Source organism: Pseudomonas sp. LBUM1646 (genome assembly GCF_059716165.1).
Window position 1 is genome coordinate 3,588,466 of the sequence record NZ_CP166810.1, and the last position, 18,239, is coordinate 3,606,704.

Below are 18,239 nucleotides of genomic sequence, written 5' to 3' on the forward strand. Positions count from 1 at the left end.
GCTTTTTTTCGCGGCCCTGAAATGTCTGAAAAACCGCCCTGTCGGTGGAGCTGACAATGCCTTACCTTCGCTCGTTTAGCGTTTTGCTGATGCTGTGCCTGGTGGCGTTCAGCAACGTCCAGGCTGCACAGCCGACAGCTCCCGCCGCTCAAACCGTAGCGGCCCCGACGTGGCCGCAAGTGATGACAGCCGGTGATACCAAACTGACGATCTATCAGCCGCAACTTGATAGTTGGGACGGCTATACCCTGCAAGCGCGGGCTGCGGTCGAGGCCACCGGCGCCGACGGGAAATCCACGTACGGCATCGTGCAGTTCAGCGCCCATACCCTGGTGGACAAGGCCACGCGCTGGGTCGCCCTAGATCAATACACCCTGACCAAAGCGGATTTTCCGTCCAGCGCAGCGCAGGCCGACACCTGGGTCGCGGCCCTGAAAAAAGACGCGGCGAATCGCAAGAAAACCATTTCCCTGGACCAACTCGAAGCCGCCGTCGGCGTACTCGCGGCCGAGCAGAAATCCAGCAGCGATCCAATCGAAAACACCCCACCGACAATCATCACGTCCGATGTGCCGGCGCTGCTGGTGTACATCGACGGAGAGCCGGCTTATCGGCCGGTGGACGGCACAGCGTTGCAGCGAATCATCAACACCCGGCCGCTGCTGCTCAACGATGCCCAGGGCAAACACTATCTGCATGTGTTCGACGGTTGGATGGTCGCCGATGAACTGGGCGGGCAGTACGCGCCGCTGCCCTCGCCTTCAGCCGATCTGGAAAAAGCCAAGAAAACCGCGATCCAGAGCCGCCAGGTCGACTTGCTGACCGGCCAGAGCGATCCGAAGGATAAAATTCCTACGCTGGCCAAACCACCGGTCCCACAGATCCATATCGCCACGACACCCACCGAACTGATCGTGACCGATGGCGCGCCCCAATGGCAGCCGATCCAGGGCACTCAATTGCTCTATGTCACCAACACGACCGGGCATATCTTCAAGGAAATCGGCGACCAGGACAGCTACGTACTGATCTCCGGGCGCTGGTTCAAAGCGACTGACATGAAAGGCCCGTGGACCTTCGCTCCGGCGGATAAATTACCCGCCGATTTCGCCAACATTCCTGACGACAGTGCGAAAGAGAACGTCAAGGCCTCGGTGGCCGGTACGCCCCAGGCCCGGGAAGCGGCGATTGCGGCAACCATCCCGCAGACCTCGGCGATCAAGAAAAGCCAGGTGAAAATGACTGCGCCGCAGTTCGACGGACAGCCGCAGCTCAAGGCCATCAGCGGGACGCCGCTGCAATACGTGGTCAATACGCCGACTCCAATCATCATGGTCGACGCCAAGAGTTGGTACGCGGTCGAGAACGGAATCTGGTTCAGCGCCACATCGGTTCAAGGCCCATGGTCCGTCGCGACCTCGGTGCCAGCGGTGATTTACTCGATTCCGCCCAGCTCGCCGATGCACTACATCACTTACGTAAAAGTCTATGAGGCTAACGGCGATACCGTAGTGGTCGGTTATACACCGGGGTATCAAGGCTCGACGGTAGATCCGGCCAGCGGCGTGGTGGTCTATGGCACCGGTTATCCGTATACGCCGTGGGTGGGCAGTGTCTGGTACGGGCCGCCGGTGACCTACGGTTTTGGCGTCGCTATTCGCTACACCCCATGGACGGGCTGGACCTTCGGTTTCGGTTTTGGCTGGAGTTGGGGCGGCAGCACAGTGGCCATGGGCTGGGGTTGGGGCGCCTACCCTTGGTGGGGCAATTACGGCTGGGGTTACGCTTGGGGGCCCCACCTTTACCCGGCGCCAATGCCCTGGGGCGGCGCGGCTTATGGTTATCATGGCGGCGCGGTCGCCTGGGGCCCCGGTGGCTGGGCTGGCAGCACCGGCAACATCTACCGCCAATGGGGTGATCGCGCTTCGGTCAGCCGTTACGGCGCCGGCTACAACGCCTGGACCGGCAATCGCTGGGCCGGTCAGGTCGGTTCTTCCTACAATTCCCGAACCGGTATCGCCACGGCCGGCCAGCGTGGCGCGGTGCACAACGTCTATACCGGCAACTACGCCGCTGGGCGCAGCGGCGAGATTGTCGGTCCCAACGGCGGCGCGATTGCAGGCGGGAAAGTGACGGCAGGCAACGTGCGAAACGGCACCCAGGTGACCGCCAATCGCGGCGCCGTCTACAACCCCAACACCGGTAACACCACCCAGTACGGCGGTGTACGCGGACGCAACAGCGGCGCTGCTCGTGTGGGGGATAACGTTTACGCCGGGCATGACGGCAACGTCTACAAGAAGACTGATGATGGCTGGCAATCGATGGTCAAGGGCGGCGCGGCGCGGGTCAACCCGGCGAATACCGCCCAGTTGCAAAACCTCAATCGTGAGTCGGCGGCGCGTACGTCCGGCAACGAACGCTTCAACAATTATCACGATTCGTCTCGGGCCATGAATCGGTCGTTTGGCGGTGGAGGCGGCGGGCTGAATCGCCGTTGAGTTGGCCTGCTGAATATTCGTTGAAGGGCCGCCATGTTTCGTTTTATCAAAACCACAGTCGCCGGAGGACTGCTGTTTATCCTGCCGTTGGTGCTGGTGTTTGTGCTGCTGGAGAAAGCCGTTCACCTGCTGCGCGAACCGAGCCACAAACTGCTGCCGATGTTCACCGTGGTGGCGCTGGTGGTGTTGGTGTTGATCTGCTTTTTCGCCAGGCTGCTGGCCAAGACCCGTCCGGGCACCGCGCTACTCAATGCGCTGGAAGACAACGTGCTCGGCAAGGTGCTCGGTTATGGACTGCTCAAGGATGCGGCGGCCATGGCGCTTTGGCACTCGCGGCACCTTGGCTGCCGCCGGCATAAACACCCTTCAGAAAAACCGACGCCGGCCATTCAGAAAAACAAACTGGTCCGCCACCTGTCATTGCTGCTACAAAACGGTCATTACTGTCGACGTCGGAGAAGCATTCAAATGAGCCAGTGGCCTGACACCCGCATTCTTGACCTGCTAGGGATCGAGTTGCCGATCATCCAGGCGCCCATGGCCGGCGCTCACGATTCAGCCATGGTGATTGCCGTGAGCAACGCAGGCGGCCTGGGCTCATTGCCCGCCGCGCTGCTGAGCCTCGAGCAGTTACGCGAAGAGTTGAAATCCATCCGCCAACACAGCCAGCGCCCCTTCAACGTCAACTTTTTCTGCCATCAGCCACCGGCGCCGGATGAGCAAAAGGCTCGGGACTGGAAGCATCTGCTGGAACCTTACTACCGCGAACTGGGTGTTGATTTCGACGCGCCGACGCCAGTGTCCAATCGTGCGCCATTCAATAACGCGACGTGCGCAGTGGTCGAAGAGTTTCGCCCCGAGGTCGTGAGTTTTCACTTCGGACTACCAGAGAAATCGCTGCTGGATCGGGTGAAAGCCACCGGGGCAAAAATCCTCTCCTCCGCTACGACCGTTGAAGAAGCAGTCTGGCTGGAGCAACACGGCTGCGACGCGATCATTGCCATGGGCTACGAGGCCGGTGGTCATCGCGGGATGTTTCTCAGCGATGACTTGAGCAGCCAAGTGGGCACGTTCGCGCTCGTGCCGCAGATCGTCGATGCGGTGAACGTGCCGGTGATTGCCGCGGGCGGGATCGCTGACGCACGGGGGATTGCCGCCGCGTTTCACCTGGGCGCCGCGGCGGTACAAGTGGGCACAGCCTATTTGTTTACACCGGAAGCCAAGATCAGCGCGGCCCACCACAAGGCGTTGCGCACGGCCAAGGAAAGTGAGACGGCGCTCACTAATCTGTTCACCGGACGCCCGGCGCGGGGAATTCTGAATCGAGTGATGCGTGACATCGGCCCCATCAGCAACAAAGCCCCGGCCTTTCCACTGGCCGGTGGTGCGCTGATGCCGTTGCGGGCCAAGGATCCGGCGGATTTCGCCAATTTGTGGGCCGGGCAGGCGTTCAGGCTGGGTATCGAGATGCCTGCCGCTGAATTGACCCGGCGATTGGCTGAGGAAGCGTTGGCAAAACTGACTTGGCGATGACCCGCTGTAGCAACTGCCAAGCCCGCGAGGCGGCGTTCGGCGGCGAAGCCGTCGTCAAACCTGCATACACGGTTCAACTGAAACTTCGCGCCGCCTGACTCCACGACCGCTTCGCGCTCGAACGCAGCCTCGCGGGCTCGGTAGCTGCTACAAAAATCGAGCGTTTCCCATATCGGAACAAAGATCGCGTACCGCTTAAAATCTGACACGTTCCGTTTACAGGCATTTCGCTATATATTCCGATATATAGCGTTTCACCTTCGCATCGGCGCAGTTCCCCCCTATAAAAACTGCCCACTGCACTTGCCTACCACGGAGCCGTTTCATGACCATTCGTGCCTCACGTTTTGCCCCTACTTGTCTAGCGAGCCTGCTCGCTGTCTTCGCTTTCGGCTCGGCCCAGGCCGATGAAGTCCAGGTAGCCGTTGCCGCCAACTTCACTGCGCCGATCCAGGCGATCGCCGCCGACTTCGAAAAAGACACCGGGCACAAACTGGTGGCAGCCTATGGCGCAACCGGTCAGTTCTACACCCAGATCAAGAACGGCGCGCCGTTCGAAGTGTTCCTCTCGGCAGACGACACCACCCCGCAAAAACTCGAAACCGAAGGCGACACCGTCAAAGGCTCGCGCTTCACCTACGCCATCGGCACCCTGGCGCTGTGGTCGGCCAAGGAAGGTTACGTCGACGCCAAGGGCGAAGTACTGAAAAAGAACGAATACCAGCACCTGTCCATCGCCAACCCGAAAGCCGCGCCTTACGGCTTGGCCGCAACCCAGGTACTGGCCAAGCAGGGTCTGACCGACAAGGTCAAGGGCAAGATCGTTGAAGGCCAGAACATCACCCAGGCCTACCAGTTCGTCTCCACCGGCAACGCGGAATTGGGCTTCGTGGCCTTGTCGCAGATCTACAAAGACGGCAAAGTCACCAGCGGTTCGGCCTGGATCGTTCCCGCCAGCCTGCACGACCCGATCAAACAAGACGCGGTGATCCTCAACAAAGGCAAAGACAACCCGGCCGCCAAGGCACTGGTTGAATACCTTAAAGGGCCGAAAGCCGCTGCTGTCATCAAGTCCTACGGTTACCAACTCTAAATGACGCTGACGAGTGCCGATTTTTCCGCCATCTGGCTGACCCTGAAACTGGCGTCCCTGACGACCGTCATCCTGTTGATAATCGGCACTCCGATTGCGTTGTGGCTGTCGCGCACCCGCTCCTGGTTGCGCGGCCCGGTCGGGGCGATCGTCGCCCTGCCCCTGGTGCTGCCACCCACGGTGATTGGCTTTTATTTGTTACTGGCACTTGGGCCCCACGGGTTCATCGGCCAATTCACCCAATCACTGGGGCTGGGCACCCTGACGTTCAGTTTTGCAGGGTTGGTGATCGGCTCAGTGCTTTATTCGATGCCGTTCGTGGTACAGCCGCTGCAAAACGCATTTTCCGCCATTGGTACTCGCCCGTTGGAAGTGGCCGCCACGTTGCGCGCCAACCCCTGGGACACGTTTTTCAGCGTGATCCTGCCGCTGGCCCGTCCCGGTTTCATCACCGCCGCGATTCTCGGTTTCGCCCACACCGTCGGCGAATTCGGTGTGGTGCTGATGATAGGCGGCAATATTCCGGACAAGACCCGCGTGGTGTCGGTGCAGATCTACGATCACGTCGAAGCTATGGAGTACGCCCAAGCCCATTGGCTGGCCGGGGCGATGCTGGTGTTCTCTTTCCTGGTGTTGCTGGCGCTCTACTCCAGCCGTAAAACCAAAGCGGGTTGGTGCTGATTGATGATTCATACGCGTCTGAAACTCAAATACCCGGGGTTTGACCTGGATCTGGACCTGCAATTGCCCGGCCGTGGAGTCACTGCGCTTTACGGTCATTCCGGCTCGGGCAAGACCACCTGCCTGCGCTGTATCGCCGGTCTGGAGAAGGCCGAAGAAGGCTTCATCCAGGTCAACGATGAGGTCTGGCAGGACAGCAGCAAGAAGGTCTTCGTCCCGCCGCACAAACGCGCCATCGGTTACGTCTTTCAAGAGGCGAGCCTGTTTCCACACTTGTCGGTGCTGGCGAACCTGGAGTTCGGCCTCAAGCGCATCCCGAAACAGCAGCGCCGGGTCGATATGGCCCATGCCACAGAGCTGCTGGGCATCGGTCATCTACTGGACCGTCATCCGCAACACCTGTCCGGCGGCGAACGCCAGCGCATCGGCATCGCCCGCGCTTTGCTCACCAGCCCGAAATTGCTACTGATGGACGAACCGCTGGCGGCACTGGATAGCCAGCGCAAAAACGAAATCCTGCCGTATCTGCAACGGCTGCACGATGAACTGGACATTCCGGTGCTGTACGTCAGCCATTCCCAGGATGAAGTCGCGCGCCTGGCCGACCACATAGTCCTGCTCAGCGACGGCAAAGCCCTGGCCAGCGGCCCGATCGGCGAAACCCTGGCTCGCCTCGACCTGCCGCTGGCACTGGGTGACGACGCGGGCGTGGTGATTGAAGGACACGTCAGCGCCTACGACGCCGACTATCAACTGCTGACCCTGCAACTGCCGAACACCACCCTGAGCATCCGCGTGGCCCATTCGCCGATGACCGAAGGCCAGGCGTTGCGCTGCAAGGTGCAGGCACGAGATGTCAGCTTGAGTCTGCACAGCATCGAGCAAAGCAGCATCCTCAATCGCCTGCCGGTCACGGTCATCAGTGAACTGGGCGCCGACAACGCCGCCCACGTCCTGATTCGCCTGGATGCTGCCGGCACGCCGCTGCTGGCACGCATCACTCGCTACTCCCGCGATCAACTGGGCATCCATCCCGGCCAGCAGCTCTGGGCGCAGATCAAAGCGGTGGCAGTGCTGGCCTGAATCTGTTGGCACCACGGCGATAGCGCGCGGTCAATGGCTGTACAAGCCCTCGATTCGCTGCCAAGGACTACCGCCATGCCCGATACCGCGCTGACCGATGTGTTGCCGCCCGACCTGCATTACGTCGATGACACCCAGCCCGGCATCACCCGCAAAAAACTGCGCGGCAAGTTCTGTTATTTCGATCCAGCGGGCCAGCGCATCACCGATCCCGACGAAATCAAACGCATCAACGCCTTGGCGGTGCCACCGGCCTACGTAGACGTGTGGATCAGCGCCGACCCGCGCGGCCATCTGCAAGCCACCGGCCGCGATGCCCGGGGCCGCAAGCAATACCGTTATCACGCGCGCTGGCGCGAAGTGCGCGATGCCGACAAGTATTCACGTCTAAGGGATTTCGGCCTGGCCCTGCCGAAACTGCGCAAGCAACTGGAAGCGCTGCTGGCGGCGCCCGGCTTCAGCCGCGACAAGGTCATGGCCACGGTCATCACCTTGCTCGATGCGACGCTGATTCGTGTCGGCAACACCCAATATGCCCGCGACAACCGCTCCTATGGCCTGACCACCCTGCGCAGCCGCCACGTCGAGGTCAATGGCAGTGCGATCCTGTTCCAGTTTCGCGGCAAGAGCGGCGTCGAGCATCAGATCACCGTGAAAGACCGGCGCCTGGCACGGATCATCAAGCGTTGCCTGGAAATCCCCGGGCAAAACCTGTTTCAGTACCTCGACGAAAATGGCGAGCGCCACACGGTCAGCTCCTCTGACGTCAATGCCTACCTGCAGACCCTTACCGGCGCTGATTTTACCGCCAAGGACTACCGGACCTGGGCCGGCAGCGCGCTGGCGTTGGCGGTGTTGCGAGAGCTGCAATGGGAACCGGAATCCGATGCCAAGCGGCATGTGGTGGAGATGGTGAAGAACGTCGCCAAACAGCTGGGCAACACCCCGGCTGTGTGCCGAAAATGCTACATCCACCCGGCGGTGCTGGATGGATTTATGCTGGGGGCATTGGCTCAATTACCGCGACCGAGGGTGCGCAAAGGCTTGAGGGCCGAAGAAGTCGGGCTGGCGATTTTTCTCGAACAAATGGTCGCCGCTGCAGAAAAACCCTGAACACCGCCCCGTAGGAGGCCTTGATCGAATCCGAGGCCTCGTCTAGCCTAACCACCCTCACCTCCCCAGGACGACCGCAAACGTGAACAACTGAGCCTTCCAAAAATGTTTCCGCGACAAGCTGCCAACGGCGCTTGTTGGTTTTTCGACATTTTCCGGAGGTGCCGATGACTCACGTCACGCGTCTGCCTGCACTCGTTTCCCTGAACCAACTGGGTTTTCAGTTCGCCAACGGCGAGACAATTTTTGATTCACTGAACCTCAGTTTCGACCGCGTTCCTACCGCTATCGTCGGCCGTAATGGCGTCGGCAAGAGCGTCCTCGGGCGATTGATCGCCGGGCAACTCAATCCCACCGCTGGTAGCCTGACCTGCCAGGGCCGCGTTGGGTATGTCCCGCAAACGTTTCCAACCATTGAAGGACAAACCGTTGCCGATGCCAGCGGTTGCGCGCCAGCACTCCTGGCCCTAGCCCGGCTAAACCTCGGCAATGCCTCAAGCGAAGATTTCGACACACTGGCGGACCGCTGGGACCTGCCCGAACGCTTGCGCCTGTTACTGGATGAGGCGGGACTGGCGGATATCGGTCCCGAGCATCTGACGCAACACTTGAGCGGCGGCCAGCAAGCACGTATCGCCCTGATCGGCGCCCTCCTCAGCCAGGCGCAACTGTTGGTGCTGGATGAACCCACCAACCACCTCGATACCGACGGACGTCGCTGGTTGATGCGTAAGCTTGAGCAGTGGCGCGGCGGTTTGATCGTGATCAGCCATGACCGGCAGCTACTGAACCGCATACTACGAATTGTCGAACTGACACCGCTCGGGGCTACGGTCTTTGGCGGCAACTACCAAGCGTTCCAGGCTCAACGGGAGATCGATCAGGCCGCCGCGCAAATGGTCCTCAATCAAGCCCGAACCGAGCGCAATCGCGAACGTAACCGCTTGCAGCGCGAACACGACACGATCCAGCGCCATGCCGCTGGCACACTTAAGAAGGCCGACAGCGCCAATGTCTCAGGCTTTGAAAAGGCCAAGATGAAAGGCGCCGCCAGAGACGCCATGGGGCCGGTACGCCAGACGCATCAAACCCGTAAAAACGGACTCGATGCCCAGGTGCGGGAGGCCACTGCCAAGGTCCTGCCCGAAGAATGTGTGGTGGTGAGCCTGCCAGGCACTGCAGTGCCCAACACTCGGCAGGTGCTGACACTGGTGGATGCAAGACTGCCTTGGTCAGCGTCCCGACTAACGTTGTCGATTGCCGGCCCAGTGCGCATCGCCGTCAGCGGACCGAATGGCTGTGGTAAATCCAGTTTGTTGCGCATGCTCGCTGGCGAATTTCCACCGCGCACGGGCGAGTGCACCACCCATGTACCCAGCGCCTTTCTCGATCAGCAACTGGCTTTACTCGATGATCAGCGCTCTATCGTCGAGCAATTGGGCTTGCTCGACACGCCGTTGACCGAAGGTGCACTGCGCAGTCATTTGGCTCAGTTGCGACTGGACGCACGCCGAGTCACGCGGCCAAGCGGTGCGCTCAGTGGCGGCGAGCGCCTCAAAGCGGCCATCGCCATTGCGCTCTGGCGCAAAATACCGGCGCAATTGTTGCTGCTCGACGAGCCAACCAATCACCTGGACCTTGAGTCCATCGAGGCTTTCGAACATGCGTTACGGAATTTCCCTGGAGCAATCATCGCGGTATCCCATGACCAGGCGTTTCTCGCGGCGCTGGCACCCACTCACGCTCTAAAATGGAGTCCGACGGGCTGGCAGCTACTACCTTTCGGCGATTGATCAAGCAGACAGCCGACGAACTGACCTGTCTATTTTTTGCACGATCGCAAAGGGCTTCTATAGTTGATCTGAACACGAATCAGCTACGGTGGTGCCATGGAAGACATTTTCGTTGTGAAACGTTGCAACAAGATCATTATTCATGGCCGCCGAGCCGGAGAAGTCGACCACGCGCCACCCGACGCTGCCGTCTGGTATCGCATCGCCGATACCCGCACCCGCGGCTTTATTGGTGATGGTTTCGATCTCGAAGAAGACGCCCGACGTGAGTGCCGCCAGCTCAATGCCCGCTCACAAGTGACAGCCCGGCAAAGCTGAAACCGTTCATGATTTTTTACCGGGTCTATACTGAAAAAAGCTGAAGGACCAGCGACCCCATCGGCAGAGAGCTCGCACCAGCGGGCTTTTTGCTGCCACTTGTCAGATCCCTTTTAAGGAGGTGTTTGTCATGTCCGAAAAAGAGTCCATCACCACCCTGCTCACCCTGCTCGACTCCCGCCAGGCCCGCCTCGCGGCCGCCTGCAAGGAAATCGCCGACTGGGTCGATCACCAAGGCGGGCACCCTACGGCCCTGAAAATCCGTGACCGGCTGAACGATATCGAAAAAGACGCACCGCTGATTCGCAGCACGCTGTCTTCGCTCCACCCCGTCGAACCGCCTCTGCCACGGTTTAGATAAGCATCCGACTCAAGGACAGGCCTGATTCAGGAAGCATGAACGGCGACAACTTTGTCACCGAGACCCTGCCTGCCTGATAGCCTCCTGCCATACCCGCAACCCGGCCACGCGCTGGGCTTTTTTTTGCCTGAATTCTTTCACATCCTCTTCACAACCAACGCCCTACTGTGGAATCACTCCTTTGAAGAATCCCTTGGCCCGCCCGCATGCGGGCTTTTTTTTGCCCTCGAATCCATAAACGAACGCTGCCGACCGCTGGAGGTCAAACAATCACACGTCACGAAGGAGACGTTTCAATGGTCACTCACTTCAAAGTTGGCGGGCATCTGGCCTGCGGTCATACAGGTACACAACTGGTTTCGAGCAAAATACTGAACCAGGTGAAATGCAGAAGCTGCCGCAACACCGATGCGTTCAAGGACGCTCGTAAAGAAGAACGCAACGCAACACGTCGTGCGGCGCGCAAGGCCAAGGTCACTCATACCGCCAATGATTGGCGTGCAGAGTGGGTTCAGCGGTTGACTGCAATGCCAGGGCAACAAAGATTGCCTCGAGGATTTCGCGGTCAGGCTTTCGTTTAGATATTCCCCTCGGGCCGATCTTATCGGCCCGACCTCTTCCTGAGGCGAACCCCAAGAGCACGCCAAAGCTGAAAAGTACCGCCCATTTCCGCATAATGGCGCGGCACTTTCAGAATGGACTCTTACTTGAAAACACTAAAAAATCGCTGGGTAGCTTTCGTGGCGGCGCTGCTATGCTCCGCCAGTTTCTGGGGTAGCCTTATCTACATCGCCTGGTTTTGGTTCGATCACTCAGCCAAGCGTCATTTTGAAATCTTCGCTGTCCTGCAAATCATCGCCGTTTGTTTGTTCTTTCTGCTGTCCTGCTTTGTGCGCTGCCCCAAGTGCAGAAAGTGCATGGAATTCCTTTACCGGCCTGGCGACGAATCACTCAACAGCCGCCGCCTTCTGGCCTATCAGGTTTACACCGAGTGCGAAGCTCAATGCATCCGTTGCAAGACCGTCATGAAACTGGGCGATTAGCAAGGCGCTGCCCTACCAGGGCCAGAAACTAAAGCCCTTGGGCGGTTCGAAATTCCTGCAAACCAAGGCAATTGCCGCCCTACCTGTTATGTCGCCCTCGGTCTTGTCCCTGGCCAATTGAATTTCCTGTTGGTAGTCAGGGGACTTGTCGGCGATGAGAATTTCTTCTTTCATCTCCTCCGTCAGCCCCGACTGAGGGTCATCCATGACGTTGCGAAGGGAGTATTTCCCGGCAGGGTTCAAGTGCGAGCAAGTCCTCTTCATCGCAACGGTCATTACAGCGGCTTCGCGATTAGTCGGTTCCTGGGCCACTGCCGCCGGAATACTATTCATGCCCGCCAGTGCAACGCTGATTACGAGGGCTGTTTTTTTCATCAATGAAATCAAAATCCAAGCTCCATGCCTGTCAAAAATAATGCAGCAGAAACAACAAGGCCTGCATGAGATACCTCACGCAGGCCTTTGATATATAACTTAAAAATCACTACTCTGTAGCGATCATTTCTTTGCAGATACTTTTCAGAAGGCCTAGGCCATCGGGGGTATTGAAGAAATCGTACGATTCCTTCACTTCACTGGCGTACAGAGGGTTTGTCGTCGCCTCATTGATGGTCTTCTCCATCTCGGGAGTCAGGCTCGCCTTCTCCTTAAGCACGTTTTTTTCCAAGGAAATTCCCGCGTCGGGATGTTGCTCAGCACACGCTTGGGTCATAGCAACCAGCGCAATGGCAGTGTTGTGGTCCTTGGCAGCGTCACCAGCAGCCTGGGCTGAAACAACGTACCCACCAGCGATCATCACAATGCCTAGACGTGCGAACATTTTACGCAGAACCATTTGAAACTCCGTTACTCAAGTTGATTGGCATCAATGCCTGGCCCGAAACGTATCGGCCAAGTGAGTCGGTTTCTTGAGTGATCTAGGCAGGAATGATCAAAATGAATGGACCAGAAACAAACAAGGGTTTGCATCAGCTTTCGCCCGCAAACCCTTGATTTTAAATGGTGCCCGAAGCCGGAATCGAACCGGCACGCCCTTACGAGCGGGGGATTTTAAGTCCCATGCGTCTACCAGTTTCGCCATTCGGGCGGTAGCGCGGTGAAGCGGTCTGAAGCCTGCCAAGTAAAGCCTGGCAGTTCTGACGCTTGTGCAGCAGAGGTGGAAATATATACATCCCTCCCCCGTGAAGCAAGTTCGCAGATAGCCTTTTCAAGACTAAATCTTGCAGGACAGCGAAAATAAAAAAGCTCCGTAGATCAAGGATCTACGGAGCTCGTTTAAAGTGGAGGCCGAGGTCGGAATCGAACCGGCGTAGGTGGATTTGCAATCCACTGCATAACCATTTTGCTACTCGGCCTCAAACATCTGATGTCAGTAGCACGACACCAAATGCATACAAACGCTGAGCTTCGAGAGTTGATTGAATCATTCTCTAACTCTTTGAAAACATTGAGCTTTTTCAGCGGTCAGTGCTTTCGATGGCGTGAATTATGTACTGATTTCCCGAGGCTGGCAACCCCTTGATTTCAAAAAAATTTCTGCCCGGTTGATCACACCCGGTTTCGCGCTATGTCACGTTCGCGATTCAAAATTTCCCTCCCAACGGATACTCCACCGCCAGGCGAATCTGATTGGCATCCAGTTCCGCCTGGGCTGCGTTCCCGCGATGCACGGCATGTCGCAGGGTGAATGCGAGGTTTTTCGCTGCGCCGGATTGCACCACGTATTTGGCCTGTAGATCGCGCTCCCAGTGTTTACCGCCCTGCCCGTAACCCAGCCATTTGTAGCCGCCGTTTGGGTCCATGTGGCTGCCGTCGATACCGCTGCCGCGGACATAGATGGCACCGAAAGTCAGGCCGGGGATGCCGTAGCCTGCCATGTTCAGGTCGTAGCGCGCCTGCCAGGACGCTTCTTGCGGGGCGTTGAAGTCGGACAGGGCCACGGCGTTGCTCAGGTAGATTGCGCCGCGAGTGACGTAGTCGTAGGGCGTGTCGCCGTCGACTTTCTGATAACCCAGACCAAAGCTGTGGGAACCGGCCTTGTAGGTCGTCAGAAAACTCCAGGTGGTGTTATCGATCCGGCCGGACAAGGCTTTGCCGGTGTCCTGGGTGCGATACAGATTGAGATCGAAAGTCAGGTCCTGGCCGTCGGCCAACGGTTGGGTGTAGACCGCGCCCAGGTAGTGCTGACGCCAGGTGTCGGCGTATTCCGCGCTGAACAGGCTGGCATTCAGCCCTTTAATCGCCGTGTTGCGCACGCCCACCAGGTCGAAGCTGTCGCCCTGCTTGCCGTTGGAGTAATTCACCACAAAGCCTTGGTCGTGGCTGGTGGCGTTACGGTCGGTGCTTTCATTGAAGTGGCCGCCATACAACGTGGTGGCAGGCAGTTCGCGGCTGGTCAGCAACCAACCGGTGGCAGTTTCCGGCAGCAGGCGGCTGTCGGATGAGCCGAACACCGGGGTTTTCACCCGTTGCTCGCCGTAACGCAGTTCGGTGGAAGAGATGCGCAGTTTGGCCACGGCGCCACCACGACTGAATTCATCCTTGGGGTGACCGTCATTGTCCACCCCGAGCAACCGTGCCTTGCCGGCCCGCCCGCCTCCGCTGTCCAGTTTCCAGCCGGAATAGACATGGGCGTCGAGGCCAAAGCCTACGGTGCCACGGGTATAGCCGGAGGTGAAATCGGCCATCAGGCCGTAGGCCCATTCTTCGGCGAGGTCGCTACGTTGGGCGCGAGGTTTGTAGGCATTGCGTGCGCCGTTGCTCAGCGAGCCGTGTTCGTAGTCGCGGCGGTCGTAGACGCTACGGTTGAGCAGGCTCCACTGACTGTCTTCGACAAAGCCTTTGGCGTTGTCTTGTTCCGAAGCCAGGGCGAGCAAAGACTGCCCGCCCAATGCCAATAGCAGGGTGTGTGTCGATAGGGTTTTCACAGGGCAACTCCACAGCATTCAGGGTCTGCAAGGGTGTCCCGCCAACCGGGGGGACACCGTTGGCCACTCAGAGGTATTTGAGGATCGCGATGTCGCGACGCCGCTGTTTGAGGCTGGCGAACCAGCGCGTAGGGAAGAACATCAACACCCCGAGAATCGCGCTCCACAGCCACACCGTGGGCAGGTTATCGAAGCCGTAGTACGCGCCCTGATTGGCGCCCCAGATCGCGACGGCCACCAGGTACATGGCCTTGAGCACGTACAGGTGCAGCAAATAGAAGAACATCGGCGCCCCGCCGTAGATCGCCAACGTCGCCGTGGACCAGCGATCCTGCAGCTTCTCGAACAACGCCAGCAGAAGCAGGCCCAGACCAAGGGTCGGCATCAGGAACATCAGCGACGGCGGGTACTTCTTCGCGCTCATGAAGCTCATGAAGGTGCGCAGCGAATCACCGGTCTGCACCCACGGCTTCTCGCCGTAGACGTTCAGGTAACGAATGAACACAAACGCCACCAGCAGACCTGCGCCGAGTTTGACCAGGCGAGAAATCCGCTCCGCAGGTTCCATGTCCTTGCCGAACCACGGCCCGATGCCCCAGCCCAGCAAAATCACGCCGATCCACGGCAGCACCGGATAGGTCGTGCGCGCCCGGGTGAACTCGGTGATGTCGATAAACACCTTCTGATGCAGGATCGACCACGGCACATAGAACGGCGACTCTGGCCCGACGACGACGTTATCGAACAGGTTATGCCCGGCGACGATGGCCAGCCCCAGCACAATCAGCCAGCCGCGTTTGAAGTGCAGCAACCCGGCGAGCACGATCATGCAGATGCCGATGCACCAGATCACCTGCAGCCACAGGGTCTTGGGCGGGAACTCGGCGTTCCAGGCGAAGCAGACGAAGGTGATTTCCAGGAACACCAGGAAGAATCCGCGCTTGAGCAGGAACACCGAGGTTTCGCTGGCGGTGTGTTTCTGGCTGTAGAGCCAGGCCGACAGGCCTGTGAGGAAGATGAACACCGGGGCGCAGATTTCGCTGAGCATCCGGGTGAAGTACAGGTCCGGCGTTACGCTCAAGGCGTCGATCGGGTCGGTGACCTGGCGATGCAGCAGAAAGGTTTCGCGCACGTGGTCGATCAGCATCAACAGCATGACGAAACCGCGCAGGGCATCGATTGCCAGCATCCGGGTGTTGGCTTTTACTAGCGGGGTAGCCAGCGCCGGGGAAACACTTCCCGCCTGCCCGGCCAATCCTGAAGATTGGGACATAGTGGTGACTCCTGTGGGGGGCGATAGATCAGGCCTGTTTCTTCAACCGGGCGACTTCGGAGGCCGGCAACTGCGACGGTGCCCGTGGCAACGGCGGCTTGCCCTGCGCCCGATAGAACGACAGCGTGGAGCTGAAGCTCTTCAAGTCGTAGGGCTCGGTCTTGCCTTGCGGGCTCACCCGCTCACCGGGCGTACGATCCTTGTATTCGACGGCCACCACATACATGCCCTGCCAGGGCAGTTCGAAACTGACCTTTCCCGTCGCATCGGTGCGCTGGGTAAAGACTTCGCCGGAGCCGGTTTCCAGCATAACGTCCTGATCCGCCAGCGGTTTTTGCGAATAGTACACTTGGAACTGCGCCTTGTTGCCGTCGACGGTGCCGGTGGGCACGATATCCAGGGTCAATTCCGGGGTACGCGCGCGCAAATCGCCGACCCATCGAGTCGCTGGGGTCCAGTAGGTCTTCAGTGCTTTGTCGGCTTCGTGCAGGTCGAAGATCGGATAATGCGGGTCTTGGGCCAACAAGGAGTCATCGCTCTTGGCCTGATGGGCTACCGCAAACGCCTGACGCTGCAAGGTCAGATTGAATGGTTTCGAATTGTTGCCAATCGACCAACCTTTGAGTTGCTGGAACCGGTCCATCCCGCCCGGAGTGACTTCCAGCATGTTCTTGTCATATTCCCCGTAGTACAACGCCAAGGGTTGCCCCGGTGGCTGTTCGTACCAGATCTGATGCGCCTCGCTGCTGCCAGCCAGCAGGAACACGCCGTAACCCAACAGTGCTTTTGCGTTGCTCATTCGCATTTTTTTGGCTCCGATTGGTGTTTTTTCAGCGATTCGTTACTGCCGCTTCATCCTCCCGAAATCAGCGACCTCACAAACCGCACCCCTCTCTCTGTACGCATTACAGCGCAGAGACTTTTGCGCTTTGTTGCGAATTCATGACTCAAGGGGCACCCGGACACTGTTTTGAGGGCTCGAAACAGCTATTTATGCGGCTTGCGCCAGGATGAGGCGGGTTGCGGGGATCTAGCAGGGGAATGTCCAAACACGGTGCATTGTGGAATTCGCAGCACGCACCTTGTAGCAGCTGGCGAAGCCTGCGTACGGCTGCGAAGCAGCCGTAAATCCGCTTTGCACGGCGTGCCTGAAAGACCACATTTTTTGATTTTACGACTGCTTCGCAGCCGAACGCAGGCTGCGCCAGCGGCTACAGAAGCGATGGGGGTGTTTCAGTGACGCAGCAACTTGCGCAACGGCACGCCGTCCTTGAGCACGGGGGATTTGATGACGATGTAGCTGAAGTATTTGGAAATGCCGATGTTCTTGTCCAGCAGGCTTTCGATCACTTCCTGATAGTGCTGGATGCTGCGGGTCATGAAGCGCACGAGGTAATCGTAGCCACCGCTGATCAAATGGCATTCGAGCACTTCATCGACCAGGCGAATATTGGACTCGAACTTGGCGAAGTCTTCGCGCTTGTGATCGCTCAAGGTGATTTCGGTGAAGACGGTCACCGAATCAGTGATCTTCGCCAGGTTCAGGTGCGCCTTGTAGCTGGAAATGTACCCGGCCGATTCCAGCCGTTTGACCCGTTGCAGGCAGGGGCTGGCCGACAATCCCACGGCATCGGCGAGGCTGACGTTGGTCATGCGCCCGTCCTTTTGCAGCTCAACCAAAATGCTGATGTCGATCCGGTCCAGTTTGACTAAACCTTCCATTGCGTACCTCTTGACTGCCGTTTGTAAGACAATCTTCTAGCAAAATCAGCGCCGTAAAGACAGCTGATGCTGAGCCACCAGATCCGCCATGCTGTTAATGCAGTAATCCGCTGCGCAAGGCGTGGGGTGTTTGACCCGGCCGCGGCAGATCAGGCACACATCGCTACTCGCCTGCCGACTGGCTGAAGGCCGGGTCACTTGCAGGATGTCGCCGGGCTTGAACACGTTGGCTTGTAGCCACTCAGTGTCCTGCAATGGATCGCTGGCCAGCGAGATGAAGTCATCGGGCATGATCCCCAAACGCTCGCACAGCTGCCCGCGATCCTCGGCGTCCCGGTCGCCCTGTACCAGCAAGCGATAGAATTTTCGCAGGTACAACATCGCCCCCGGCGCATCCTCGAACAGCGACCAGCCGGCCACCGAACGGGCGAAGCTCATGCCCTCCTCCCAACTGGCTTTCAGCCCCCAGCGCTCGGCCAATTGGCGATGGGCGAAACACAGCAGTCCACTGAAGCCTAGCTCACCGAAGCGCGGATACAGCGCGCGCACCACCTCGCTGTATTCGGCCAGCACCTGTTCCTTGTCCGGGTGCCCGCCCCGGCTGTCGAGTAGCGGTTGCAACGCCGCCCAAACGCCCGAGTCTCGATCGACCAGGACTTCATCGCAATCGATGAGCAGCGCTCGATAATCAGTCAGCCCCATGGTGTGCAAAGCCTCCAGTGATGCATTCGATTCCTCCATGCTCCATAAAACGCGCACGGGCGATGCCTTGCAGCAGCGCCCCCGAGCCGGCAGGAG

At 58.9% G+C, this 18,239-nt stretch carries 18 protein-coding genes and 2 tRNA genes; 11 read left to right on the forward strand and 9 right to left on the reverse strand.

Annotation, left to right across the window (positions count from 1 at the left end):
- Positions 1-56 precede the first annotated feature (56 nt).
- The 11 genes from ACA071_RS16545 (at position 57) to ACA071_RS16595 (ending at position 11,519) form a co-directional block, all read left to right on the forward strand.
- The gene (locus ACA071_RS16545) at positions 57-2,501 is read left to right on the forward strand and encodes an autotransporter (RefSeq protein ID WP_497640143.1); all 2,445 of its coding nucleotides are present in this window, start codon (positions 57-59) and stop codon (positions 2,499-2,501) included.
- Positions 2,502-2,969: 468 nt separating this feature from the next.
- A complete protein-coding gene (locus tag ACA071_RS16550) occupies positions 2,970-4,034 on the forward strand; it encodes an NAD(P)H-dependent flavin oxidoreductase (protein ID WP_497645324.1) in 1,065 nt (354 codons plus the stop codon).
- Positions 4,035-4,359: 325 nt separating this feature from the next.
- Complete coding sequence (gene modA / locus ACA071_RS16555; RefSeq protein WP_497640144.1) at positions 4,360-5,127, forward strand: molybdate ABC transporter substrate-binding protein; 768 nt, start codon at positions 4,360-4,362, stop codon at positions 5,125-5,127.
- Positions 5,128-5,808: a molybdate ABC transporter permease subunit gene (gene modB / locus ACA071_RS16560; protein ID WP_497640145.1), complete on the forward strand. Its 681-nt coding sequence runs from the start codon at positions 5,128-5,130 to the stop codon at positions 5,806-5,808.
- Positions 5,809-5,811: 3 nt separating this feature from the next.
- Positions 5,812-6,891 carry a molybdenum ABC transporter ATP-binding protein gene (gene modC, locus ACA071_RS16565; protein WP_497640146.1) on the forward strand — a complete coding sequence of 360 codons (1,080 nt, stop codon included), beginning with the start codon at positions 5,812-5,814 and terminating at the stop codon, positions 6,889-6,891.
- A gap of 75 nt (positions 6,892-6,966) precedes the next feature.
- A complete protein-coding gene (locus ACA071_RS16570; RefSeq protein ID WP_497640147.1) occupies positions 6,967-8,004 on the forward strand; it encodes a DNA topoisomerase IB in 1,038 nt (345 codons plus the stop codon).
- A 167-nt stretch (positions 8,005-8,171) separates the two neighbouring features.
- Positions 8,172-9,797: an ABC-F family ATP-binding cassette domain-containing protein gene (locus ACA071_RS16575; protein ID WP_497640148.1), complete on the forward strand. Its 1,626-nt coding sequence runs from the start codon at positions 8,172-8,174 to the stop codon at positions 9,795-9,797.
- A gap of 96 nt (positions 9,798-9,893) precedes the next feature.
- The gene (locus ACA071_RS16580; RefSeq protein WP_497640149.1) at positions 9,894-10,115 is read left to right on the forward strand and encodes a hypothetical protein; all 222 of its coding nucleotides are present in this window, start codon (positions 9,894-9,896) and stop codon (positions 10,113-10,115) included.
- A gap of 130 nt (positions 10,116-10,245) precedes the next feature.
- Positions 10,246-10,476, forward strand: a complete 231-nt coding sequence (locus ACA071_RS16585; RefSeq protein ID WP_133836423.1) for a hypothetical protein — start codon at positions 10,246-10,248, stop codon at positions 10,474-10,476.
- A gap of 296 nt (positions 10,477-10,772) precedes the next feature.
- Positions 10,773-11,057 (forward strand): hypothetical protein, encoded by a 285-nt coding sequence (locus ACA071_RS16590; RefSeq protein ID WP_497640150.1) that lies wholly within the window; start codon positions 10,773-10,775, stop codon positions 11,055-11,057.
- A 126-nt stretch (positions 11,058-11,183) separates the two neighbouring features.
- Positions 11,184-11,519 carry a hypothetical protein gene (locus ACA071_RS16595; protein ID WP_497640151.1) on the forward strand — a complete coding sequence of 112 codons (336 nt, stop codon included), beginning with the start codon at positions 11,184-11,186 and terminating at the stop codon, positions 11,517-11,519.
- A gap of 12 nt (positions 11,520-11,531) precedes the next feature.
- Here ACA071_RS16595 and ACA071_RS16600 read toward each other — a convergent pair whose 3' ends face one another.
- From ACA071_RS16600 to ACA071_RS16640, 9 genes are all read right to left on the reverse strand, one after another.
- Positions 11,532-11,906, reverse strand: a complete 375-nt coding sequence (locus ACA071_RS16600) for a hypothetical protein (protein WP_497640152.1) — start codon at positions 11,904-11,906, stop codon at positions 11,532-11,534.
- A 97-nt stretch (positions 11,907-12,003) separates the two neighbouring features.
- The gene (locus ACA071_RS16605) at positions 12,004-12,354 is read right to left on the reverse strand and encodes a hypothetical protein (protein WP_497640153.1); all 351 of its coding nucleotides are present in this window, start codon (positions 12,352-12,354) and stop codon (positions 12,004-12,006) included.
- 165 nt (positions 12,355-12,519) lie between these two features.
- Positions 12,520-12,606 (reverse strand) — tRNA-Leu (locus ACA071_RS16610).
- Positions 12,607-12,800: 194 nt separating this feature from the next.
- A tRNA-Cys gene (locus ACA071_RS16615) sits at positions 12,801-12,874 on the reverse strand.
- Between the two features lie 228 nt (positions 12,875-13,102).
- Positions 13,103-14,446 carry an OprD family porin gene (locus ACA071_RS16620; protein WP_497640154.1) on the reverse strand — a complete coding sequence of 448 codons (1,344 nt, stop codon included), beginning with the start codon at positions 14,444-14,446 and terminating at the stop codon, positions 13,103-13,105.
- A gap of 67 nt (positions 14,447-14,513) precedes the next feature.
- Complete coding sequence (locus ACA071_RS16625) at positions 14,514-15,719, reverse strand: acetyltransferase domain-containing protein (RefSeq protein ID WP_497640155.1); 1,206 nt, start codon at positions 15,717-15,719, stop codon at positions 14,514-14,516.
- A gap of 28 nt (positions 15,720-15,747) precedes the next feature.
- The gene (locus ACA071_RS16630; protein ID WP_497640156.1) at positions 15,748-16,518 is read right to left on the reverse strand and encodes a DUF4198 domain-containing protein; all 771 of its coding nucleotides are present in this window, start codon (positions 16,516-16,518) and stop codon (positions 15,748-15,750) included.
- 434 nt (positions 16,519-16,952) lie between these two features.
- Positions 16,953-17,441: an Lrp/AsnC family transcriptional regulator gene (locus ACA071_RS16635; protein ID WP_008055821.1), complete on the reverse strand. Its 489-nt coding sequence runs from the start codon at positions 17,439-17,441 to the stop codon at positions 16,953-16,955.
- 45 nt (positions 17,442-17,486) lie between these two features.
- Positions 17,487-18,143 carry an HAD family hydrolase gene (locus ACA071_RS16640; protein WP_497640157.1) on the reverse strand — a complete coding sequence of 219 codons (657 nt, stop codon included), beginning with the start codon at positions 18,141-18,143 and terminating at the stop codon, positions 17,487-17,489.
- Positions 18,144-18,239 lie beyond the last annotated feature (96 nt).